At 59.3% G+C, this 20,927-nt stretch carries 19 protein-coding genes, 2 pseudogenes and 1 riboswitch; of the genes and pseudogenes, 12 read left to right on the forward strand and 9 right to left on the reverse strand.

The genetic code is table 11. From position 1 onward, the window contains the following. Positions 1-872: 872 nt before the first annotated feature. From PG887_RS16590 to PG887_RS16600, 3 genes are read right to left on the reverse strand one after another with little or no spacing between them, the layout of a single operon-like run. The gene (locus PG887_RS16590) at positions 873-1,706 is read right to left on the reverse strand and encodes a hypothetical protein (protein WP_104454538.1); all 834 of its coding nucleotides are present in this window, start codon (positions 1,704-1,706) and stop codon (positions 873-875) included. 2 nt (positions 1,707-1,708) lie between these two features. Then, positions 1,709-3,304, reverse strand: a complete 1,596-nt coding sequence (locus tag PG887_RS16595; RefSeq protein WP_270822329.1) for a hypothetical protein — start codon at positions 3,302-3,304, stop codon at positions 1,709-1,711. A gap of 17 nt (positions 3,305-3,321) precedes the next feature. After that, positions 3,322-4,860 carry an OmpA family protein gene (locus tag PG887_RS16600; RefSeq protein WP_104454536.1) on the reverse strand — a complete coding sequence of 513 codons (1,539 nt, stop codon included), beginning with the start codon at positions 4,858-4,860 and terminating at the stop codon, positions 3,322-3,324. Between the two features lie 634 nt (positions 4,861-5,494). On the opposite strand from PG887_RS16600, the gene PG887_RS16605 reads away from it, so the two are divergent. The 4 genes and pseudogenes from PG887_RS16605 to aqpZ all read left to right on the forward strand — a co-directional run bounded on the left by PG887_RS16605 (position 5,495) and on the right by aqpZ (position 8,648). Further along, complete coding sequence (locus PG887_RS16605; protein ID WP_270822332.1) at positions 5,495-5,722, forward strand: hypothetical protein; 228 nt, start codon at positions 5,495-5,497, stop codon at positions 5,720-5,722. A 283-nt stretch (positions 5,723-6,005) separates the two neighbouring features. Then, a complete protein-coding gene (locus tag PG887_RS16610; RefSeq protein WP_270822334.1) occupies positions 6,006-6,914 on the forward strand; it encodes a Gfo/Idh/MocA family protein in 909 nt (302 codons plus the stop codon). Positions 6,915-7,147: 233 nt separating this feature from the next. After that, entirely contained in the window at positions 7,148-7,669 is a 522-nt protein-coding gene (gene ruvC, locus PG887_RS16615) for a crossover junction endodeoxyribonuclease RuvC (RefSeq protein ID WP_010673515.1), read from the forward strand. A 293-nt stretch (positions 7,670-7,962) separates the two neighbouring features. After that, a pseudogene (gene aqpZ, locus PG887_RS16620) lies at positions 7,963-8,648 on the forward strand (aquaporin Z). 105 nt (positions 8,649-8,753) lie between these two features. Here aqpZ and PG887_RS16625 read toward each other — a convergent pair. Then, positions 8,754-8,857: pseudogene (locus PG887_RS16625) on the reverse strand (lytic transglycosylase domain-containing protein); the annotation flags it as partial. 14 nt (positions 8,858-8,871) lie between these two features. After that, entirely contained in the window at positions 8,872-9,612 is a 741-nt protein-coding gene (locus tag PG887_RS16630) for a lytic transglycosylase domain-containing protein (protein ID WP_042878789.1), read from the reverse strand. Between the two features lie 342 nt (positions 9,613-9,954). Between PG887_RS16630 and PG887_RS16635 the strand changes: the two genes are divergently transcribed. Beyond that, on the forward strand, positions 9,955-10,395 hold the full coding sequence (locus PG887_RS16635) for a GNAT family N-acetyltransferase (protein WP_223919618.1): 441 nt from the start codon (positions 9,955-9,957) through the stop codon (positions 10,393-10,395). A gap of 4 nt (positions 10,396-10,399) precedes the next feature. Here the strand turns inward: PG887_RS16635 and PG887_RS16640 are convergent, their stop codons facing one another. Next, positions 10,400-10,942 carry a DUF1439 domain-containing protein gene (locus PG887_RS16640; protein WP_042017301.1) on the reverse strand — a complete coding sequence of 181 codons (543 nt, stop codon included), beginning with the start codon at positions 10,940-10,942 and terminating at the stop codon, positions 10,400-10,402. 96 nt (positions 10,943-11,038) lie between these two features. Here PG887_RS16640 and cls point away from each other — a divergent pair, with 96 nt between their 5' ends. Together cls and PG887_RS16650 are read left to right on the forward strand one after the other, a co-directional pair. After that, complete coding sequence (gene cls / locus PG887_RS16645; RefSeq protein ID WP_010673520.1) at positions 11,039-12,520, forward strand: cardiolipin synthase; 1,482 nt, start codon at positions 11,039-11,041, stop codon at positions 12,518-12,520. A gap of 109 nt (positions 12,521-12,629) precedes the next feature. After that, positions 12,630-13,898: a DUF945 family protein gene (locus tag PG887_RS16650; RefSeq protein WP_270822336.1), complete on the forward strand. Its 1,269-nt coding sequence runs from the start codon at positions 12,630-12,632 to the stop codon at positions 13,896-13,898. 58 nt (positions 13,899-13,956) lie between these two features. On the opposite strand, the gene purU is transcribed toward PG887_RS16650, so the two are convergent. Then, entirely contained in the window at positions 13,957-14,793 is an 837-nt protein-coding gene (gene purU, locus PG887_RS16655; RefSeq protein WP_029313992.1) for a formyltetrahydrofolate deformylase, read from the reverse strand. A gap of 209 nt (positions 14,794-15,002) precedes the next feature. Further along, positions 15,003-15,160: riboswitch (FMN riboswitch) on the forward strand. A 104-nt stretch (positions 15,161-15,264) separates the two neighbouring features. Between purU and ribB the strand changes: the two genes are divergently transcribed. Both ribB and PG887_RS16665 read left to right on the forward strand, forming a co-directional pair. Next, positions 15,265-15,918, forward strand: a complete 654-nt coding sequence (gene ribB, locus PG887_RS16660; RefSeq protein WP_104454533.1) for a 3,4-dihydroxy-2-butanone-4-phosphate synthase — start codon at positions 15,265-15,267, stop codon at positions 15,916-15,918. Between the two features lie 225 nt (positions 15,919-16,143). After that, positions 16,144-16,386, forward strand: a complete 243-nt coding sequence (locus PG887_RS16665) for an Lpp/OprI family alanine-zipper lipoprotein (RefSeq protein WP_010634682.1) — start codon at positions 16,144-16,146, stop codon at positions 16,384-16,386. A 143-nt stretch (positions 16,387-16,529) separates the two neighbouring features. Here PG887_RS16665 and PG887_RS16670 read toward each other — a convergent pair whose 3' ends face one another. Both PG887_RS16670 and PG887_RS16675 read right to left on the reverse strand, forming a co-directional pair. Next, complete coding sequence (locus tag PG887_RS16670; protein ID WP_104454532.1) at positions 16,530-17,378, reverse strand: tetratricopeptide repeat protein; 849 nt, start codon at positions 17,376-17,378, stop codon at positions 16,530-16,532. After that, entirely contained in the window at positions 17,375-18,097 is a 723-nt protein-coding gene (locus tag PG887_RS16675) for a 4'-phosphopantetheinyl transferase family protein (RefSeq protein ID WP_104454531.1), read from the reverse strand. Before PG887_RS16675 ends, PG887_RS16670 begins: the two co-directional genes overlap by 4 nt. A 276-nt stretch (positions 18,098-18,373) precedes the next feature. On the opposite strand from PG887_RS16675, the gene PG887_RS16680 reads away from it, so the two are divergent. From PG887_RS16680 to PG887_RS16690, 3 genes are all read left to right on the forward strand, one after another. Then, positions 18,374-18,862, forward strand: coding sequence for a C40 family peptidase (locus tag PG887_RS16680; RefSeq protein WP_039039319.1), 489 nt, complete (start codon positions 18,374-18,376; stop codon positions 18,860-18,862). 151 nt (positions 18,863-19,013) lie between these two features. Then, a complete protein-coding gene (rlmF, locus tag PG887_RS16685; RefSeq protein ID WP_270822337.1) occupies positions 19,014-19,961 on the forward strand; it encodes a 23S rRNA (adenine(1618)-N(6))-methyltransferase RlmF in 948 nt (315 codons plus the stop codon). A 236-nt stretch (positions 19,962-20,197) separates the two neighbouring features. Beyond that, a complete protein-coding gene (locus PG887_RS16690; RefSeq protein ID WP_010673529.1) occupies positions 20,198-20,923 on the forward strand; it encodes a MaoC family dehydratase in 726 nt (241 codons plus the stop codon). Positions 20,924-20,927: the final 4 nt, after the last annotated feature.

Consider the following 20,927-nt stretch of genomic DNA (forward strand, 5'->3'; position numbering starts at 1 on the left):
CAGCCTGTCAAGGTATTCGAAGAGTACTGTCAGGCGGCATAGGCGAGTGTCGCACTTCGAAGTTGAATTCGCGATCAACCATCCCTTTGAGTGATGAATACTTGTGTCATAGCAACGTCCGGTATCGCGCCAGCACCCCGCCTGTGTGATCGCATCTGAATTGGCGTCATCGATGCCAAGACATTCTCTTTAATCCCCCGAGTTTCACAAATGCCATCGCAAATGCTGGATGACGAGTTGTGCTGGGCGCTGGATGAAGGCTTTCTCCAAAAGGTGGCTGTCCTGATAAGGCGCCATGAATTGGCGTCATCGATGCCAAGACATTCTCTTTAATCCCCCCGAGTTCCACAAATGCCATCGCAAATGCTGGATGACGAGTTGTGCTGGGCGCTGGATGAGAGCTTTCTCTAAAAGATGGCTGTCCTGATAAGGCGGGTTGGGGAAAAGGGGCTATCGGCCCTTTGTTATCAGGCCGTTTTTTCACAACGCTGCGACACCGTGGGTGTTGCTTGAGCAGGTGATTTTTGCATCAGTGAAACAGAGTGGGTGATATGGTTCCTCCAATGGAACAATCCGTACACAAAGATGGCTGTCCCAAATAAAAAAAGTAGTCCCAAATGACGGTCCAAATGACGGAGCTTGTCGTGCTCGGCCTATGGGGAAGGGGGTGGATGACGACGTCCCTTGGGGATCTTTTACGAGAGTCGGCAAATATGGGGACCCACCTCTTGCTCGCCTGATCAAACCTGATGCGAAGGGGCGGGTTGGCCGATATCTCGAAGGGGGGCAGCGTTGGCAAAATAACAAGGGCGACCAGTTGGTCGCCCTTGTGTGATGAGCAGAAGCGCGTGCTCTGCCTGTGAAGGTGACGGTTATTGCAAATCGGTGCTCAGGCTGGGGGCGCCGAAGTTCACCAGGGTGGCATGGGAGTGCTCGAAGTACTGTGACCAGAAGTCACCGAGTGCATCCATGGTCTTGCCGGAACGATAGGCGTGTTTCACCGCGTCGGTCACCAGCCCGGCGCCCGTGACGTAGACGCGAGCGCCTTGCAGATCGGCAAACAGCCCCTTGCTCTTGGCCTGCTTGAGCTCGTCACCGACATTGAGCTGCTTGATCTTGTTGGTGGCATAGAAGCTGGTGTAATCGGAGTGCTCCAGCATGTCCGAAATGAGGAACACGACGCGGTCATTGACGCCTTGCTCGGCCTTCATATCTTCACCCACCTTGCGCAGCGAGTTCATGATTTCGCTCTTGGGGATGTCCTGGCGGGCATCACGCAGTGCTTTCACGAACTGTTTGCCAAAGCCGTTACGAAAGACCTTGGTCTGCGTCGTCAGGCAGGTGTCCAGGCCGCGCAATTTGCGCATGCTGACATCGTCCCGGATCTCCCCTTCCAGCGGCATATCCAGTTGCCCCGCGTAGGCGAGGCGAAGGTATTCGCCAGGCAAGAAGGCGGAGAAGGTATAGAGCTTGACGCGATCACCAGCCTGCACGAACCGCTCGATCTGCCCCCAACTGCTGCGCTGCAGATCGTCAGGCATCGGAATGGTCTGGTCGATGATGACCACCAGTTCGCGACCGGTGCCCGCAGGCTTGATGTCGGTCAGGCCATTGCGCTCATAGCAGCTCTGTATGTCGTTACGCTCGGCCGCCAACGCTGCACAAGGCAGCGTCAACGCCAGTAGCAATACCTGGGTGATCTTCACGATTAGGCACTCTGCTTGGTGGGAAAGAGGCCCAGGGTCTTGAGGGCCATCTGCTGTTCACGGATATCACGCAACTGCGCTTCGTCCACCCCCAGTGCGCGGCTGGCTGCTGCCAGACTCTCTTCGGGCAGGCCAGTGACATCATGGAAATCGGCGGCCTTGACGGCAGCGTCGGTCTGGCCGGGGGTGTCAGTGGTGGGCGGGAGAGCCGCCTCTGCCTGCGCAACAGCCGGTTGTACGGCGGGTGCCGGCTCGGCTTGCGCTGCTGGTGCGACCTGGGGGGCCGCCTGAGGGGCCGGCTTGGGCGGCACGGTGCCTGCCTTGTACTCGATAAAGGCCAGGAAATTGCGATGGGCGGATTTCTCCCCTTCCAGCGCCCCCAGCACACCCGAGTTGGTATGGTCACGGCTCGACAACAGGGTCTGCAAGCGGCGGAGCTTGTCATCGGCATGGCTGGCAATGGCGGTGCGTTGCTGGTCCATCGCGTCCAGCATCTCTTCGGCGGTCGCGTATTCGTGTGTCAGACGCCAGGCTGTTTTGGAATGGGTGCCCGCAAAGTGGTATTTGCTGGCAAGCCAGATGCTGATCCCCTGGATGGCGATGTAGATGAGCGACAGCATGACGTAGGTGGTCAGGCTGGCCTCACGGATGGCCTGCATCTTGTCTTCGATGGTGGCCTCTTCCGCCTCGTTGTTGATGGCTTGAGACTCTTCCGGCAGATCAAACGGCGACCCCATGCTGCTGTCACTCTGTGCCGTTGTTTCGGCGCGCATGTTGTTGACCATCTCGGTTTCGATGCTGTCGAGGGTGGCTGAACGCACCACGAAGGCGCCCACGGCCATGCAGGCAACAAACGAAGCACAGACAATCAGCCAGACAAACTTGCGGCTGACACCTGAATTCACGTCTTTCAGGCGTGCCAGCAACTGCTCGTAGTCAGGTTTGTCAGAGTCCGAGAAGGAGTCTTCCAGATTGATGGCCTTGTTTGCCTTGAGGGTACGGGAGCGTTTTGAGGGCTCTTCCCCTTGCCACCAGTGACGCGCCCGGGCGATCAGGCTGTTGTGATGCAGGGAGTGTCCGGCCACTTCAGCCAGGAATGCGGATGCAACGGCGAGCAGCAGAGCCGTCGCGGCTGCCAGCAGGTGACGGTCATTGGTGGAGGCATCCATGTTCATCCAGCCTGCCAGCACGTAGGCAAAGCCCATTGCCTCGACCAGCACCAGCACCAGCACCAGAGCAAGCACCCACGCCGGGCGCGGGGAGCGGCCGGCCTCTCCTGCCTTGGCAAGGTAGTCGAGGGAGGCGTTGTAGGCTTCTGTCCCCTTTAAATGCTTCTTGTATTCGCGGTAGTACACATTTGACAGGGTCACTTCATGGTTGATCCAGCCATCGCCATCGACCGAGGCCGGCTTGCGGGCGAGACGGGCCACTGTGCCGATCAGCGGCAGGCTGTGCCATACCCGGATCAGGAAGTAGGAGACATGCTCCCAATGCCGCCACACCACCACGGCGCTGACGAGGAATGAAACAATGCCAACGGTCAGCATCTGGTTGGCGAGGATCAGCGTCTTGAGCGCTGCCAAAGAAAAGTCTTCCACTAAGTTTCTCCGTTTTCTTATTTGGAATGGGTGGCGGGAATGGGCAGGTACGAAGCCACATAAGCCTCGGAACCTGCCGGATAGAACAGAGCTCCCTGGCTGACCTTGGCGTTGCCTTTGCTGAACACGAGGTCCATGCAGGACACCGACGCCTTGGGATCGCTGGTGAAGACGCGGTATAGCACTTCACTCTCGCCCTCATAGGTGTTGGCCACCGCCTTGAGGGTCTGGGGCTTCTTCTGATTCGAGGATTTGTAACCCTGAACGACTTGCAGGATCGGTTGACGATCGACCTGGGCGTTGTCACGCAAGATGGAAACCGGAGAGACAGTCACCAGGTGGCCGTTGACGGTATTGGCCCAGACGCGATTGTTATAGCCGGGCATGTACTCCTTGGTGGCATGGCGCGGGAGAGGCTTGTCGTCTGCCATGCTCAGCACCTGGCCTGCACTGCGTGGCTTATCTGCCTCACAGCTCGACATCGGCATGTCGTTTGCGTATGCGCTGCTGATCAGTGCAAAACCACTCGCCTTGGGTTTGATGTTCTGAGCCATGTTCCATTGATAGGTGCCGGCAGGCTTGCCGCCGAAGTCCACTGCGGCCTTGGCATCGGGCAGGGCCTTGGCCGTGCTGGTGTTTGAGGCGCTCTGCTTGGCGGCGGGTTGGCGAGGGGCGGTTTGCGACGTGGCCGCCACCTTGCTTGAACCGCTTGCGGACTGAGCCGCCGGTTTGGTCGCAGCCACACGCGGTTTGGCGGTATCGGAAGCCCCGTAACGCAGATAGCGGGTGTTGTTCTCTTCGGATTGGGCCCGCATGACCAGAGCCTGCTCGTTCGCCAGTTCTACAATTTCGACCCGGCGATTCTGACCGCGAAGCAAGGGGTCGCTGTTGTCTGCGATGGGACGCGACGAACCCGCGCCTTGATAGTAAATGGAAGAGGCCGGGATCCCCGATGCGACCAGGACCTTGCCGACGGCTCGCGCACGTTGCTCGGAGAGTCGCAGATTGAGTTCTGCAGGGCCGGTGGCGTCACTGTGGCCGACGAGGAGGATACGGCGCTGATCCGAGGCGTCTGCGGCTGCGGGTTTGGCATAGAGCTGGGCCAGTTTCGTGACCACGCGCAGGCCGTTTTCTGTGAGCTGGGCAGAACCACTCGAGAACATGCCGGAATCGGGGATCTGGGCCACAAGGCCGGCGTCCTGAGGGACACCGCTCACTGCGGCTGGCTCGGCAACGGTCAGCTTCTCGGTAGCGATGTTGAGATTCTCTTCCTTTGCTATCCGGTCAAGCTCTTGTAGCCTGGACTGCCACATATAGCCTGCCGCGCAGCCCAGCGCCCCACCGAGGGCAACCCCCGCGACAGCCCCTTTTTTCCCGTTGATGGCGTAGCCCGCAGCCCCTCCTGCAATCATGCCAGCCCCACAAAGCACCGGCATGCCGTAATCCTTGCCGATATCATTGACCGTGGATTTGAAATTTTGCATCTGCTGGGAGCTGCAACCCACGGCGGCAATCAATACACAGCTGAGAGGTGCAAGACGAAACGATTTATCCATAGCGATTCCTTGCCATTTATATTTAATAGCGAGATTCAGACATACCAGTGAGGCCAGAGAAAAGCGTCTTCGGGCGGAGTGAAATATCGACACTTGCTGACATAAAAGATATTAGCGCGGGCTGATGTTTAATATCGGCGCCAGGCGTGATCATTCTCGCAAGCGGCTGTGTCTGATATGTCCTGAGTGTCAGAAGAGGCAATTATCTATGCGGTTCAATAGGTATCGAGTGGCTATGATAAGCCAAACGAGCCTGATCATGCGAGTGGAAAAGTGATGCAACCATAGGAAAAACATCAACTTTCCAATATCTTTGCCCATCTCCCCGACGCTGAACACAAAGAGGGTTATTGTGACGCTCTTGTGGTTTGTGAAAGGCGCAGGCCGATTATCGCTATTGAGGATGAGGGCTGTTGGGGGAAGTATGTGGTTGCCCCCACTGACAGTGCTGGCGAAATAATGTTCATGGGCAGAATAACGTCTGGCATCCCGTTTATATAATGGATTAATTGTCGATAAATATGTCTGACAACAGTTTATAGACTGGGGCACAGGCAGTGCGAAGCATTGCAAGAGCATTGTTGAACGCATTGTTTGATAATATTGTCGAAAGGGTTTGGTCAGGAGCAATCAGATGGCGATAACAACGCGATCCCGAAGAGAGAAGGTAGGCTGCGGACTCGGGCTGGTGATGGGGCTCATCGCCTTTAACCTGATTGTGCCCCTGCTTCCGGTTGCAACAGAGATGTCGGATATGACCCGGATGATAGGTGCCATGGTCAGCGCCATGCTTTGTGCCGAGCTGGGCGCCAGGATTGGCAAGTGGCGGGATGCCAAAGAGCAGGCCGGATCGGCAGAGTAACTCGACGTGAGAAGAGCGCCAATCGCCCGAGTGCGGCGGTGTGTGCGGGTGTAACAGGCAGGGCGACAGTTGTCGCCCTGCCTGTTTTGCTATCGCGGTTTGCCGCTCAAGCGCCGCGCCGCCGGGGGGCGCTTCGATGGAGGAAGGTGGCCAGGGTGTCGCGGGGCGATGCCGCATTGCACCAGAAGGCGCCTGGAGCGAGATGGCGCCAAGGCTGGATCTGCGAGGGAAATCCTGAGATCGTGCAGGCAGTTATCTGGTTATCCCCTTGAGAGGAGTGCCCATGCGCATTGCCCTGATTGGCCTTGGCGATATCGCCCGGAAGGCCTATCTGCCGCTGCTTGCAAACGACGAGCGAGTCACCCCGCTGCTCTGTACCCGGAGTCCCTCGGTGCTCGGCGAACTGGCGCGCCAGTACCGGATTGGCGAGTGTTTTACCGAGGTCGATGTGCTGCTGGCGAGCCGACCTGATGCGGTGATGATCCACGCTGCCACCGCCGTGCACGGCAAACTGGCGGAGCTGTGCCTGCGTGCCGGCATTCCCACCTTTGTGGACAAGCCGCTGTGTGACAACGCAGGAGAGGTGGAGGCACTCGCCAATCTCGCCATCGCCAGAGACTGCCCGCTGTTTGTGGGCTTCAACCGTCGCTATCTGCCCGCCATGGCCGCCGCACGCGGCCAGCCGCTGACCGAGCTCCATTGGCAAAAGCACAGGCACGCCCTGCCGGGGGCGCCTCGCCAGTTCCTGTTCGACGACTGTATCCATGTGCTCGACAGCCTCTGCTGTTATGGCGGCGAGCCGGACGGGGAGCTGCATGCGGTGCTGCGACGCAGCAGTGAGCAGCCCGAGCTGCTGGCCGGGGTGAGCGTCGCCTGGCAGAGCGGGCAGATGGCGGTGAGCGGCAGCATGAATCGCAGCGCCGGCATGACCGAGGAGCGCATCGATGCCTATGGCGACAACCTCTCATTGCATATCGAGAACTGCACCCGTGGCCTGCTTGCGCGAGACAACACAGTGCAGACCATGGCACCGGGCGACTGGCAGCCCGTGCTGGCGAGCCGAGGCTTTGTCGCCATGCTCGAGCACTGGTATGGGCAGATTGACGCCGGGCGGGCAGACGGGGCGCTGGTCGAGAGCTACCTGAAAAGCCATCGACTGGCAGAGCGCCTCGTCGCCCTGGCAAAGGGATGACCCGAAGGCAAGGGGCTGGTGACACCGGCAGGCATCACTGGCCAGAGAAGCGGCAGAGCACTGTATGAGATGGTGGCTCCTTGCGCAGTCAGCCGGGAAAGGTGCCAGCGAGCGAGCCAAGCGAAGGCGGGTTTGTTATCTTGGCGGCCATCAAGAGCTGCAGGGCAAGAGATCGCAATGAAGAAGGTGTCGAAGATGAGATGGCTGACCGCAGTGGGCGGGGTATTCCGTTCATGAGCATCATTCTGGGGATCGATCCCGGTTCGCGCATCACCGGTTACGGGGTCATTCGCATCGTCGCGGGCAAGGCGGAATATCTGGGATCGGGCTGCATCCGCACCGATCTGGGGGAGCTGCCGTCTCGCCTGAAGCAGGTCTATGACGGGGTGAGCGAGATCATCACCCAGTTCAAGCCGGACGAGTTCGCCATCGAGCGGGTCTTCATGGCGCGCAACGCGGACTCGGCCCTGAAGCTCGGCCAGGCCAGGGGAAGTGCCATCGTCGCGGCGGTCAATGCCCTGCTGCCGGTGAGCGAGTACTCGGCCACCCAGATCAAGCAGGCGGTGGTGGGCACCGGTGGCGCCGCCAAGGAGCAGGTGCAGCACATGGTGACCCATCTGCTCAAGCTCTCTGCCACCCCCCAGGCGGATGCGGCGGATGCCCTCGGGGTGGCGCTCTGCCACTTCCACACCCGTCAGAGCCTCATTCGCATGGCCGGGCGGGCCAGCGGATCGGTGCGCGGCCGTTATCGCTGATCCCCGGGGGAGGGCTTCTGGTGTTGGCAGGGGAGCGCGGGGAGCTGCTGGCAAAATCGCTGGTCGGGTCACAATCTGTCGCGTCCCTCGATGGGACTCCCATGGAGAAGCGCACCGAGCGGGTGAATATCTTTCTACTTTATCAATAACTTGTGACATTCATCACATATTCGCGATGAATCGGGTCGGTTTCGTCTTGCTCCGCCACACTCCCATAATATGGCGCCTGTTCAATAACAGTGTCCGTATGAGCCTTTCAGGTTCGCGTGTTAGTCATCATGGGAGAGACAAGAGTGAAACCTTTTGCTGCTGAATTTATGGGAACCTTCTGGCTGGTGCTGGGGGCTGCGGGAGCGCCGTGCTGGCTGCCGCCTTCCCCAATGTGGGGATCGGCCTGCTGGGCGTCGCCCTGGCGTTCGGCCTGACTGTGCTGACCATGGCCTATGCCATCGGTCATATCTCGGGTTGCCACCTGAACCCGGCCGTGACCGTCGGGCTCTGGGCCGGTGGTCGCTTCCCGGCCTCCAACGTGCTGCCCTACATCGTGGCCCAGGTGCTTGGTGGGATCGTGGCAGGTGGCGTGCTCTATGTCATTGCCAGCGGACAGGCGGGTTTTGATGTGAGCGCCGGCTTTGCTTCCAACGGCTATGGCGAGCATTCCCCCGGCGGTTACAGCCTGCTGGCCGCACTGGTGTGTGAAGTGGTGATGACCGGTTTCTTCCTGTTCTTCATCATGGGCGCCACCGACAGCCGTGCACCGGCCGGGTTTGCTCCCATCGCCATCGGTCTGTGCCTGACCCTCATCCACCTCATCAGCATCCCGGTGACCAACACCTCGGTCAACCCGGCGCGCAGCACTGGCGTGGCGCTTTTTGTCGGTGACTGGGCCGTGGGCCAGCTCTGGCTGTTCTGGGTTGCCCCCATTGTCGGTGCCATTCTGGGTGCATTGGCCTATCGTGTGATTGCCACGAAAGAGTGATGTGTTGCTAGTTAACGTGTGGTATCGACACGCCCCCGGGCGTGTTTTTTTATGCCTGAAGGAATACCGGGCAGGGCGCCATGCCGACGATAGGGTGCGGCATGATCACAGTCCCTTGGCGCTCAGCATCTCTTTGTAGCGCTGATGCAGCAGCTTGACCCGTTCCACATAGGCCCGGGTTTCGGCCAATGAGGGATGCCGCCGTGCTTGTACCGTACCGGTCCTACAACCCCTTGGCGCTCAGCATCTCTTTGTAGCGCTGATGCAGCAGCTTGACTCGTTCCACATAGGCCCGGGTTTCGGCATAGGGCGGTATGCCGCCGTGTTTTTGCACCGCACCGGCGCCTGCATTGTAGGCGGCGGTGGCCAGGGCCACATTGCCGTCATACTGCTTGAGTAGACCCGCCAGGTATTTCACCCCGCCAAAGATGTTCTGCTCCGCCAGCAGGGCGTTGCCGACCCCGAGCTCGCGCGCCGTGGCGGGCATCAGTTGGGTCAGTCCCATGGCGCCCTTGCGGGAGACGGCCAGAGGATTGAAAGCGGACTCGGCATGGATAAGTGCCCGGATGAGGGCAGGCTCGACCTGATAAGCCTTGGCTGCCGCCTGTATGGTGCTGGCGTAGTCATAGAGGAAGAGGCCTGTTGTGCGCCAGTTGACCTTGGACGCCGGATCGCAGGCATAGCAGTCGTTGAACAGCAGCAGTTCGTAGTGACCCTGCTCCGGCATCATGTCGGAATAGCGTATGACCCCGTTCTTTTGTACCGACTTGTAGACCTGGATCTGACGGCTTGCAGGCTTAGCGGGTTCAGGGGAGGGGAGCGGCGCCGGGGTGAGCGCCACGGTACGCGGCGTGGGAACCGGGGAGGAGACAGCCGTCTCCGGGGTCAGGATCACCACCTCTGCCGGTGGCGGTATCTGAGCCGGGGCTGCGTGGGAAAACAGCGGCATCATGCCCAGCAACATCCATGCTTTCAACGGCTTGCTCCTTAAGCCTCGTTAGCCACGTTGAGTAAAGCATTCGGGATGGCGCAGAACAAGTGCCCGTGAACAGGGGAGGCTGGAAATGTGATGGCAGAGGGACGGCCGTCTGTGTGCTCACTCAGGACAAGGGGCGCGGCTCATGGCGTCAAGGGGCGGATGATCGCAACCTCGTCTTTTCCATCGAGTTATTGGCTTTTTTGTAAGTTAAAGGCGTGTTATCTTGCTGTTGCTCCACTCTGGTCAGATCTCTTCGTGGAGCCAGCGAGCGAGCAGGAGAGGGGCCGGTATGGCCAGAGCGAAATGGGCATGACAAGCAGGCGAGCGATGGAGCTCAGATTCGAAGAGTACTGTGATGCGGATCTTTCCCTCATCAGAGACTATTACGAGACGACGTTTTCCCACTATGTGCCGGATTTGGCAGAACGGATTTTTGTGGTTCGTGATGCGCACTGGCTGGTGGGGGCGGTGCGCCTGCGCGATGAGCAGGATTACTACCACTTGTGCGGCTTTCGTCTGCTCCCTCACTACCAGTCCCTGGGGCTGGGGTCCCGCTTGCTGCAGCATGCCTGCCGCGATCTTTCCGACAAGCCCGTGATCTGTCACGCCCTGCCGTTCGAGAAACCCTTCTACCTCAAGGCGGGATTTGACCACCTTCCCCTGCATGAACTCGACGGGCCCCTTCACTCCCACTATCACCAGCAGCACGAACAGGGTTACCAGATCGAGCTGCTGGTGCGTCAGGCGAAGGCGCCTGTTTTCAACTGACGTCTTATTGGGGTTTGGTCAGCAGGTGGATCTTGCCTGGTGACAGCTCCAGCCCCAGCAGATTTTCCTTGAGCCAGGCCTGATTGGGATCCTTGTCATCCAGCTTGTAGACAGGCTGGGTTTCCAGCCGTTTCTCCATGCTCTGCAGCAGCATCCTCAGCATGAAACCAAACTTCTGCTCCGCCGCGGCAGGCTCCAGCTTGTAATCGATGAGCTTCATGTTGTCGAGGAAGAGCGCACTCTTGGCCTTGTCGTAGCGGGGCCTCGCCTCATAGGTCATGTTGAGGCGCGCGTCGTACTCGGTCTGATCCGGGAGCGCGATTTTCAACTTGCCTTTGCCAAACACCCTGGCGGTATCCGGGCTCTGGCGACCAATCTGCACATCGCTCTGCTCGAGTTGCACATGGGCCTTGATGATGCCGGGCAATTCCAGCTGTTTGTCCACTTGCACCTGGGATTGCAGGTACTGATTTATCTGCTGCTCATTGATGTCATATGAGCCTTGACCTAGCATGGCCAGACTCAGCAGCATAGATTGCAGGATCATGCTAACGACCTGATAGAATGGGTGTGCCCCATAGCATACCATCCCGACCCTGTGGGGTCTGCCCGTGCCATCTGTCCAATACACCAAGGAGTCGCCTTGCTCGACGGTCTGGAATACGACATTCAGTTGCTGTTTTCCCGCTTTCTCGGCTGGTTGTTGCTGTTGTTTCACACCGTGATCGTGGCTGGGATCTCCCTGCGGGTGGTGATGAAGCGACGTCCCATCGGGGTATCCCTCGCCTGGTTGGCCCTCATCTATGCCATCCCCTTCGCCGGGGTCGGTTTCTACGTGCTGTTTGGCGAGATACGCCTCGGCCGCAAGCGGGCGGAGCGGGCCCAGGCCATGTACCGTCCTTACGCCATCTGGATCCGCCAGCTCGCGCGCCTCTTCCCCCAGCACTGCTGCGAGGTGGGCAGCAAGGCACGCCCGCTCCACGATCTGATCCAGGGGCGCTTGGCCATGCCCATGCTCTCGGGCAACCGGATGACCCTGCTGCACAAGCCCAAGAGCATCGTAGAGGAGATAGTGCGCGACATCCGGGGCTCCTCCCAATCCTGTTATCTGGAGTTCTACATCTGGCACCCCGGCGGGGATGTGGACGAGGTGTGCGAGGCGTTGATGGAGGTGGCGGCACGCGGCGTGGATTGTCGTGTCTTGCTCGACTCCATCGGCAGCAAGACCTTCTTCCGCTCCTCCTGGCCCAAAACCTTGCGCGCCGCCGGCGTCAAAGTCGTGGAAGTGTTGCCGGTCGGCGCCTGGCGAATCCCCTTCCAGCGCCAGGACTTACGCATGCACCGCAAGCTGGTGGTGATCGATGACAAGGTTGGTTATACCGGCTCCATGAACATGGTGGATCCTCGTTTCTTCAAGCAGGATGCCGGGGTCGGCCAGTGGGTCGACATCATGATCCGGGTGCAGGGCCCCGTGGTGCCGTTGATGTGGTCCACCTTCGTCTGGGACTGGGAGATGGAGACCGGCGAGCGGCTGCTCGACAGTCTGCAACATGAGCCGGAAGCCTGGCCACAGACCAACTATCGAGCCCAGCTCATTCCCTCAGGCCCCTTCGTCGGCGGTGACTGCATCCAGCAGAGCCTGCTGCTCGCCATCTACCAGGCTCGTCACCATCTGGTGCTGACCACCCCCTATTTCGTGCCGGACGATCCGCTGGCTGCGGCCCTCTCTTCGGCGGCGGCCCGCGGCGTGCTGGTGCAGTTAGTTCTGCCTGCGCGCAACGACTCCCTGATGGCCAACCACGCCAGCAACTCCTTCATGGAGGATCTGCTGGCGGCAGGAGTGGAGATATACCGCTATGATGCCGGACTGCTACACACCAAGAGCGTGCTGGTGGACGATGATTTCGCCCTGGTGGGCACGGTCAACCTCGACCGGCGCAGTCTCTGGCTCAATTTCGAGATCACCCTGCTCATCGACAACCCGGTGTTTGTCGCCGAGATGAACCAGCTGGTGCAGGGCTACATGCTGGAGGCGACCCCCATGTCACTGACCAGGTGGCGTGCCCGCCCCTGGTACAAAAAATTGCTTGAGAACATCTTCTACCTGTTCAGCCCCCTGCTGTGACAGCCAGAGCGTGGACCCCAAGCCGTTGTCTGGCTTGTGTTGATGCCCATCCTCCCCGTAGAGTGCGCCCATGCACCCGCCATTGAACCATTGTGGAGAAACAGAACTGATGAAGAAAAAAGTGGCCTTGGCCGTCGGAGTCGTGTTGGTGGTGGGAGGGCTTGGCGCCTGCTGGTACACGGGCAATACGTTCGACCGGATCCTGGCCGAGCAGATCGCCAGGGCGCAGCAGGAGAGCGGAATCGAAGTCACCTGGAGCCCGGAGACGGAGAATCTGTTCACCCGCGACGGCGTGCTCAAGGTGGTGGTGCCGCCCCAGACGCTGGCGAGTTTTGATCCCCAGCTGGCGGGAAGCGAACCCATCGAGATGCAGTTCGCGTTCAACAGCCGCCTGTTGCCGCTCTATATCAAGAGTCACCTCCAGCTTGAGACCGCACAGGGCACGCTGGCGCCCATCCTGACCTCTCTGGGGATGCAGCAGTGGCAACTGGGGGCAGAATCGGCGAGCAGCCTCTGGACCATGAGCAACAGTTCCCGCTTCTGGGTGAGTGACTTCAAGGTCAAGGAGGGGCTCAACGAGTTCACCTTCCTGCCCTTGAACGGCGACTATCGTGGGGATCTCGACGGCAATGGTCATCTCACCGCCCACTGGTTGGGGATGACGGTCCACGATGCCCAGAGCAAGACAGATCTGGCCTTGGCGGATCTCAAGGGCAGTGCCGATATGGCCGAGATCAGCGGGCTCTGGCTCTCTCCCCGCAGCGATGCGACCCTCACGGCCTTCACCCTGACCCAGCCGGGGAACGTCAAGATCACGCTGGAGGGGCTGACCACGGCCACCGAGCTGGCGGGGGACGATCTTCAGACGCTCTCCACTCGCTATCAGATGAAGGTGGCGACCCTCAACATGGAGAGCGAGGAAGACCGGCTCGCGCTGACCCAGGGAAATCTGGATCTCTCCCTCAAGGGGCTGGATCTCGAGGGGTATCAGACGCTGCAAGAGGCCAGCAGCAAACGGGTGGACGAAGCGGCCATCCAGGAAGCGCTGGACAAGATGCTCCAGAGAGGGGCCACACTGGAACTGGCGGATCTGAGTGCGCGATTGAACGGTGAGCTTGTCAGCCTGCAAGGGGAGGCCAAGCTGGCGCCCACCACCCTGGCACAGTTGATGGGCAGCGAGGAGGGGATGCAGGCACTCTCCGGTCTGCTGCATGCCCACCTTGGGGAGAAGCTGGGCCAGGCCGTACCCCAGTTGGCCCCCATGCTGGAGCAATTCACTGCCATGGGATATCTGAAGGCGCAGGAGTCACAGCTTCAGGCCGAGCTCAAGCTCGACAAAGGGGCCGTGACCGTCAATGGTCTGCCGCTGCACCCGTGAGTGCCGCGCAATGAAAAAGGCTCCCTCGGGAGCCTTTTTTCTGGGGGCGCGCAGCCGCTTATTTGAACACGACGGTCTTGTTGCCGTAGACGAAGACCCGCTCGTTCAGCACCAGTTCCAGCGCCCGGCTCAGCACGGATTTCTCCACGTCGCGTCCGGCCTTGGCCATGTCATCGGCACTGAAGGTGTGATCGACGTGGATCACGTCCTGCTCGACGATGGGGCCTTCATCCAGATCGTCGGTGACGAAGTGGGCGGTGGCACCAATCAGCTTGACCCCGCGGTCGAAGGCCTGACGATAGGGGCGGGCGCCGATGAAGGCAGGCAGGAAGGAGTGGTGGATATTGATGATCTTGCGCGGATAGGCTTCCACGAAGCTTGGGGTCAGCACACGCATGTATTTTGCCAGGATGACGTAATCCGGCTGGTAGCCATCGATGAGCGTGCGCACTTGCTCCTCATGCTCGGTGCGGCTGAGATCCTCGTGGCTCACGCAGTGGAAGGGGATGTCGAACTTGCCGGTCAGCTCGGCGAGGGTGTCGTAGTTGCCGATGACCGCGACGATGTCCATGTCCAGGGCGCCGGCATAGTTTTTCATCAGGATGTCGCCGAGGCAGTGAGTCTCCTTGGTCACCAGGATGACGATGCGCTTTTTGCCCGCCTTGACGAGGCGACGTTGGGCGCCGGCAGGCAGGGCATCATCGAGGTCGGCCAGAAGGGTCTCGTCGTTGAAGCGCCCTTCCAGCTCGGTGCGCATGAAGAAGCGGCCGTTTTCGTGATCCACGAACTCGTCGTTCTTGTTGATGTTGAGCTGGTGCTTGTAGCAGATGTTGGTGATCTTGGCGATGAGACCCTTGGCGTCGGGGCAATCGGTCAGCAGTATTTTCTTTTCCATCTCTGTCATGATTCCGTTTGTGATGTTGGCACCCGGTCTGCGCGGGCGCGCGCGTTTTTGCTGGCACTATGCCACAAACGAAATCAGAAAGGACAGCGCGCCGTGTATCGGGTGGTGCTCGCGCGAAAATTGCAGTGCAGCCAGCTCCCGGTTTGTCTTTGATGGGTTTTTGGCTGGCATCCTGCGTCTTTTTTCTTTAGGCTGTCTGCGCTTATTCTCAGGGCGGGGCGAAATTCCCCACCGGCGGTATCCCGATGTGACTCGGGGAGCCCGCGAGCGCCCGACCCGGCATTCATCCGGGACGGGGTCAGCAGATCCGGTGAGATGCCGGAGCCGACGGTCATAGTCCGGATGAAAGAGGATAAGACAGATATTGCTGGCCAGACCCTGCCGGGTTGGCCGCCGCATGGCTACTTCTGTCTGCCTTTCCATGCCCTGATTCTGGTCCTTGTCTTTTTTAGGAGTCTTACCATGAATCAGTCTCTACTCAGTGAATTCGGTGATCCCATTGCTCGCGTCGAAGCCGCGCTGGCCGCCCTGCGTGCCGGTAAGGGTGTGCTGGTGGCCGATGATGAAGATCGCGAGAACGAAGGCGATCTCATCTTTGCCGCAGAAACCATGACCAACGAGCAGATGGCCATGATGATCCGCGAGTGCTCCGGCATCGTCTGCCTCTGTCTGACCGACGAGCGGGTTCGCCAGCTCGAGCTGCCGATGATGGTGGAGGCCAACTCCAGCCACTATCAGACTGCCTTCACCGTGACCATCGAAGCGGCGCAGGGGGTGACTACCGGGGTGTCCGCCGCCGATCGCATCACCACCATCCGCGCGGCCATCGCCGACGGCGCCCGGCCCTCCGATCTGCATCGACCCGGCCATGTCTTCCCGCTACGCGCCCGCACGGGTGGGGTGCTGACCCGCCGTGGTCACACCGAAGCGACCGTCGATCTGATGCAGCTCGCCGGGCTCAAACCTTACGGAGTATTGTGCGAGTTGACCAAGGAAGATGGCTCCATGGCCAGGCTGCCGGACCTGGTGGCCTTCGGTCGCCAGCACCGGATGCCGGTCCTGACCATCGAAGATCTGGTGCAATATCGTCAATTGCTGTCAGAACGTTCAGCCTGAGCCTCATACGAAATTGTAATAAGCCCAAATTTTGGTTACGCTTTGTGCGAACCTCATCCAGGGACACTCATTTTTGCTTAAAGTTTGTACGGAAAGTGTGCAACTAAAAAAAAATGAGGGTTTTAACGCATTTATCTGTGATGAGGCCTATCCAAACTATGATTTTTTTGTGCCATAATCACGCCGCTTGCTAAACGTCTGGCGAGTTAAAGGGAGCTTTTAAAAATGAAAAAAATGTTGTTGGTAGGTGTTGTTGGTCTGTCCGCTCTGCTGGGCGGTTGTGCAAACACCAGCGAACTGGAAACTTCCGTTCAGAATCTGTCTAACAAAGTTGACCAACTGGCTCAAGATGTTAGCGCTGTTCGTGCTGATCAGTCCAAGATCGCTGCTGATGTTGCAGAAGCCAAGCAAGAAGCTATGCGTGCTAACCAGCGCATCGACAACATGGCTACTTCCTACAAGAAGTAATCCATGCGAAAAAATGGCGCATTTCAATGCGCCATTTTTTTTTGCCTGAAATTCGTCAAATACCCGCGTTTTTCCCGCTAATACCCGCCTGACAAGGCAATGCCGAACACTCGGCATCACCCCGTTTTTCATTTCCGCATCGGTCAGTAGAGCAGGCTGTAGAGCTTGCGACGATAACTCTGTGCCGCCGGGTGCGCACCCATGGTTGCCAGCACATCGAGATAGATCTTCTTGGCATCGCCAAAGGCGAGATCACGTTTGAGGATGGTGAACAACAGAGCCAACGCCTCCTCTTGTCTACCAACCTGGCTGTAGAGCACCGCCAGCTCCTGGGCGAGGGCATGGTCATCCGGCTGTTCAGCGTGGCGCAGCTCCAGGGCGCGCAGCTCAGGACTGTCGCTGGCCTGCAGCGCCAGCGAGAGGCGGGAGCTCAGGGTCTGGTAATGATCATCCTGTGCCACCATGGGGATGGTCGAAAGCAGGCTCTGCGCCTCGTCAAGGAGATTGAGATCCAGCGCGGCCTGTATCAGCCAGAGCGTGATGTCGTGACGCTCGGGGGCGAGGCGATGGGCCTGGCCAAGATGGGTGTGCGCCACATAGGCTTGCCCGTTCTCCAGCGCCTGCTTTGCCTGATCGAGCAGCAACTCCTCCTCTTTGGGGGCAAAGGCGGCGAAATACTGGCGCAATGTGGCTTCATCCTGCGGCCCTTCCAGAATGGCCTGTTCATCCGGGCGCCCCTGATGGAACAGCACCAGCGCGGGCAGTGCGCGCAGGGCAAGCTGGCTGGCCAGAGGCTGCAACTGGGGGTCGTTCATGTCGACTTTGGCAAGGGTCACCGCTGCATTGGCCGGGCCGACCAGCGCTTCCACTTGCGGGGTCATGGCCTGGCACTCCGGCATCTGGGGGGCGTGGAAATAGATGACGACCGGCTTTTTCATGGACGCATCGAGCAATTCTGCGTGGAAGTTCTGGGGAGTGATGTCGACGATCATGAGGCTGACTCTCGAAAAATGGTGTGGATCAACATGGGGTCCAGCGGGATGGAATTCAAGCGCGCATCCAGCAGATGGGCATCGACCCGGCGAGTCGGGGCAGCCAGGCTGAGCCATCCGCTGCCCGCGGGCCAGTCGCGGATTTCATAGTGGCGATTGTCGAGATGATTTTTGAGCTGCCATGCCTGCTCCGGAAGGAAGCAGATTTTGTCGAGTCCGGCGGAAATACCATCGCCATGCGCCTTGAGCACAGCTTCCTTGCGAGACCATAGCCGATAGAAGGCCGAATGTTGCTCCTCTCGGGGCAGGGCGTTCAACCATTGGTATTCGCTTGGCGCATAGAAGCGTTTGGCCAGCGGCAGTATGGGGCGGTGACGCAATCCCATCTCGATGTCCACCCCAAGGGGACCCTCCTCACAGAGGGCGATCACCAGCCACTCTCCGCTGTGGCTGAGGTTGAACTGCCAGCGATGACTGAGCAGTGTCGGTTTGCCATGCGTACCGATGCCAAAAGTCAGGGCATCGGCCCGGCAATGGAGCCGCTCGGCCAGCAGGCGGCGCAGCAGCACCCGGCCGAGCAGGTACTCATGCTGGCGACCCGCCTGGTGGATCTCGTGCCAGTGACGGCGTTCATCCGGGGCGAGTTCGGATGCCAGCCTGATCACCAGGTCTGCATCAACGCTTGCCGTATTTAACAAATAGAGATCCGCAGATAGCATAATATTTCACTTAAAAATGGGGGTGAAATAGCGATAACAGTCCGTTTGATGCGCTCAAAACCGATGCTTTCAAGATTGTATATTGTTTGGGCATGATCACATAAATTGCGCTAAACAGAGCATTTCCTTGCAAAAATGTGAGGTCGATTGGGATTTTCGCTTGCCTCGATAGAATTCTTGGATATAGTCGGGTGCTGTTGCCTTATAAATTGCCCTTTCGGGCTGCATTTTAACAAGTTTCACTCTTTTTGCGGGGATAAAGGATTGCGCCACCTGATGCTACTGCTGGTCGCGCTCGGAATGGTGGGTTGTGCATCGGCACCCCAACCCGAGGTCGCGAGCAAGATCGAGGTTTCCATGATGGAACCCGTGATTGAACCCGAAGTTTCACCAACCCCTGACGTCAACGAAATCCTGACCGTATACAAAGAGTGGCGCGGCGTTCCTTACCGGATGGGAGGCAGCAGCCAGCGAGGCATCGATTGCTCCGCCTTCGCCCGTGAAGTGTTCCGCAATGCCGTCGGCATCGAATTACCCCGCGATACCCGCTCCCAGGTCCATGAAGGCACTCGGGTTTCCAAACAGGATCTGGTCGAAGGAGACCTGGTCTTCTTCAAGATCAACCGCCGCCTCAATCACGTGGGCATCTATGTCGGCAATGGCGAATTCATTCATGCCTCCACCCGCGCCGGGGTGACGCGCTCCAAGCTCGACAGCAGTTACTGGCGCAGCAAATTCTGGCAGGCACGCCGGATAGACATCTGAGTCAGGCTGGACAAACGGCTCGCAGTACGGACTGTTTTTCCAACCTCACTTGAACCGGGCCCTCAGGGCCCGGTTTTTTTATGACCCTCGTTTAGACTTTCCCTGGTCGACTCTCTATAGTGTGGCCCCCTTGATCCTCGGCAGGTCCAGCATGACACCCCAGCAGAAAACCGGATTGCACCCGCGCAATCGCCATCAGGCACCCTACGACTTCGACGCGCTCTGCCAGCGTACCCCGGCGCTGACCCCTTTCGTGTTCACCAACGAGCACGGCACCCGAACCCTGGACTTTGCCGATCCGGCCGCCGTCAAGACGCTCAACCGGGCATTGCTGGCACTGCACTATGGTATTGCGCTTTGGGATCTGCCCCCCGGCTATCTCTGCCCGCCCATTCCGGGCCGGGTAGACTACCTGCATCGAGCCGCGGATCTGCTGGCCGAGAGCGCGGGATGCGTACCGACGGGCAAGCAGGTTCGAGTGCTGGATGTCGGTGTCGGGGCCAACTGCATCTATCCCTTGCTGGGCGCCCGGGAGTATGGCTGGCGCTTCGTGGGCTCAGACATCGATCCTGTGTCGGTGAAGGCGGCGACCCTGCTGGCCACCAGCAATGGATTGGGCAACCAGATCACATGCCGTCATCAGGGTAACCCCAAGCATGTCTTTCGCGGGATCCTGGGGCCGAAGGAGCACTTTGCCCTGACCCTGTGCAACCCGCCGTTTCATGCTTCTCTGGCTGAAGCGAGCAAGGGGACGGAGCGCAAGCTGCGCAACCTGGGCAAGGGCCAGGCAGTGGCCGGTGCGCCCGTGCTCAATTTCGGCGGTCAGAAGGCCGAGCTCTGGTGCGAGGGGGGCGAGGCGGCGTTTCTGGCGGCCATGATAGAGCAGAGCAAGGAGTTTGCCAGCCAATGCCTCTGGTTCAGTTCGCTGGTGTCGAAAAAGGAAAATCTGCCTGCCGCACGAAAGGCGCTGGCTCGGGTGGGGGCGCGGGAGGTTCGCGTGCTCGAGATGGCGCAAGGCAACAAGGTGAGCCGGATCCTCGCCTGGAGTTTCCTGGACGATGGGCAGCGCAAGAGCTGGTGGACCGCCCAGGGGAGATGATCGAGGACGGGGCTCAGTGGCGACACGGGCCCTGTCTCTTTTTCAGATCAGATGTTGATTCGTTTGCAGCCTTCCATTCAATCGTTTTCCTGCCCGTGTTTGCTCGCATGTTAGTGACCACTTTCGCGCCTGGTACAGGTGTACGCCGAGATTTTTTTGTACTTGCTGATGAAACTTTCATAAAATAGGACTGGTTAGACCTCTTTACAGGCTTTGAATCGAATAGGGATCGGTAAATGAAAGTTGTCGATTTTCTGAAGCACAAGCGCGAAATTCTGGCGCAACACCCCTTTGAGCTCAAGGATTGGCTCTCTCCGGCGATCCGCGACTACTGGCGTGAGTTTCAGCAAAAGGCACACCTTCACCCCTTGCTGGGAAGAGTGCTGGATCTGCAGGGGGAGTCCCAGGATGCCCGCCAGCAAGAGGCTGCCAGAGTCACCCAGGTCGCGAATGGCCAGCCTGCCTTGGCGCAGGATCCCGTGGTGGAGCTCGAAGGCGAAGCGGCGGCACTCTATGCCGAGTTGCAGACCCGCATCGGTGAAGAGACCCATGTAGGTGAGTGGTTGCAGGTCACCCAGGCGTTGATCAACCAGTTCGCGACCGTGACCGGCGATCATCAGTGGATCCACACCGATCCCGAGCGTGCGGCAGCCGAGTCTCCCTTCAAAACCACCATTGCCCACGGCTTCCTGACTCTGGCCCTGCTGCCCCAGTTGACCGGTTCGGTGGACGAGAGCACGCCGGAGTTCCCGACCGCTCGCATGGTGGTGAATTTCGGCCTGGAACAGGTCCGCTTCCCTTATCCTATCAAGGTGGACAGCAACATCCGTGCACGTACCAAGCTGTCGCGTGTCACGCCCATCAAGGGAGGCATCGAGCTCCTCAAGGAGATCAAGATAGAGATCGAGGGGATCCGTCGCCCTGGCTGCGTCATCGAGTCGGTCACCCGGATCTATTTCTGACGCG

This window comes from Aeromonas sp. QDB14, assembly GCF_027707845.1.
In the GTDB taxonomy this organism is placed as follows: Bacteria; Pseudomonadota; Gammaproteobacteria; order Enterobacterales; family Aeromonadaceae; genus Aeromonas; species Aeromonas caviae.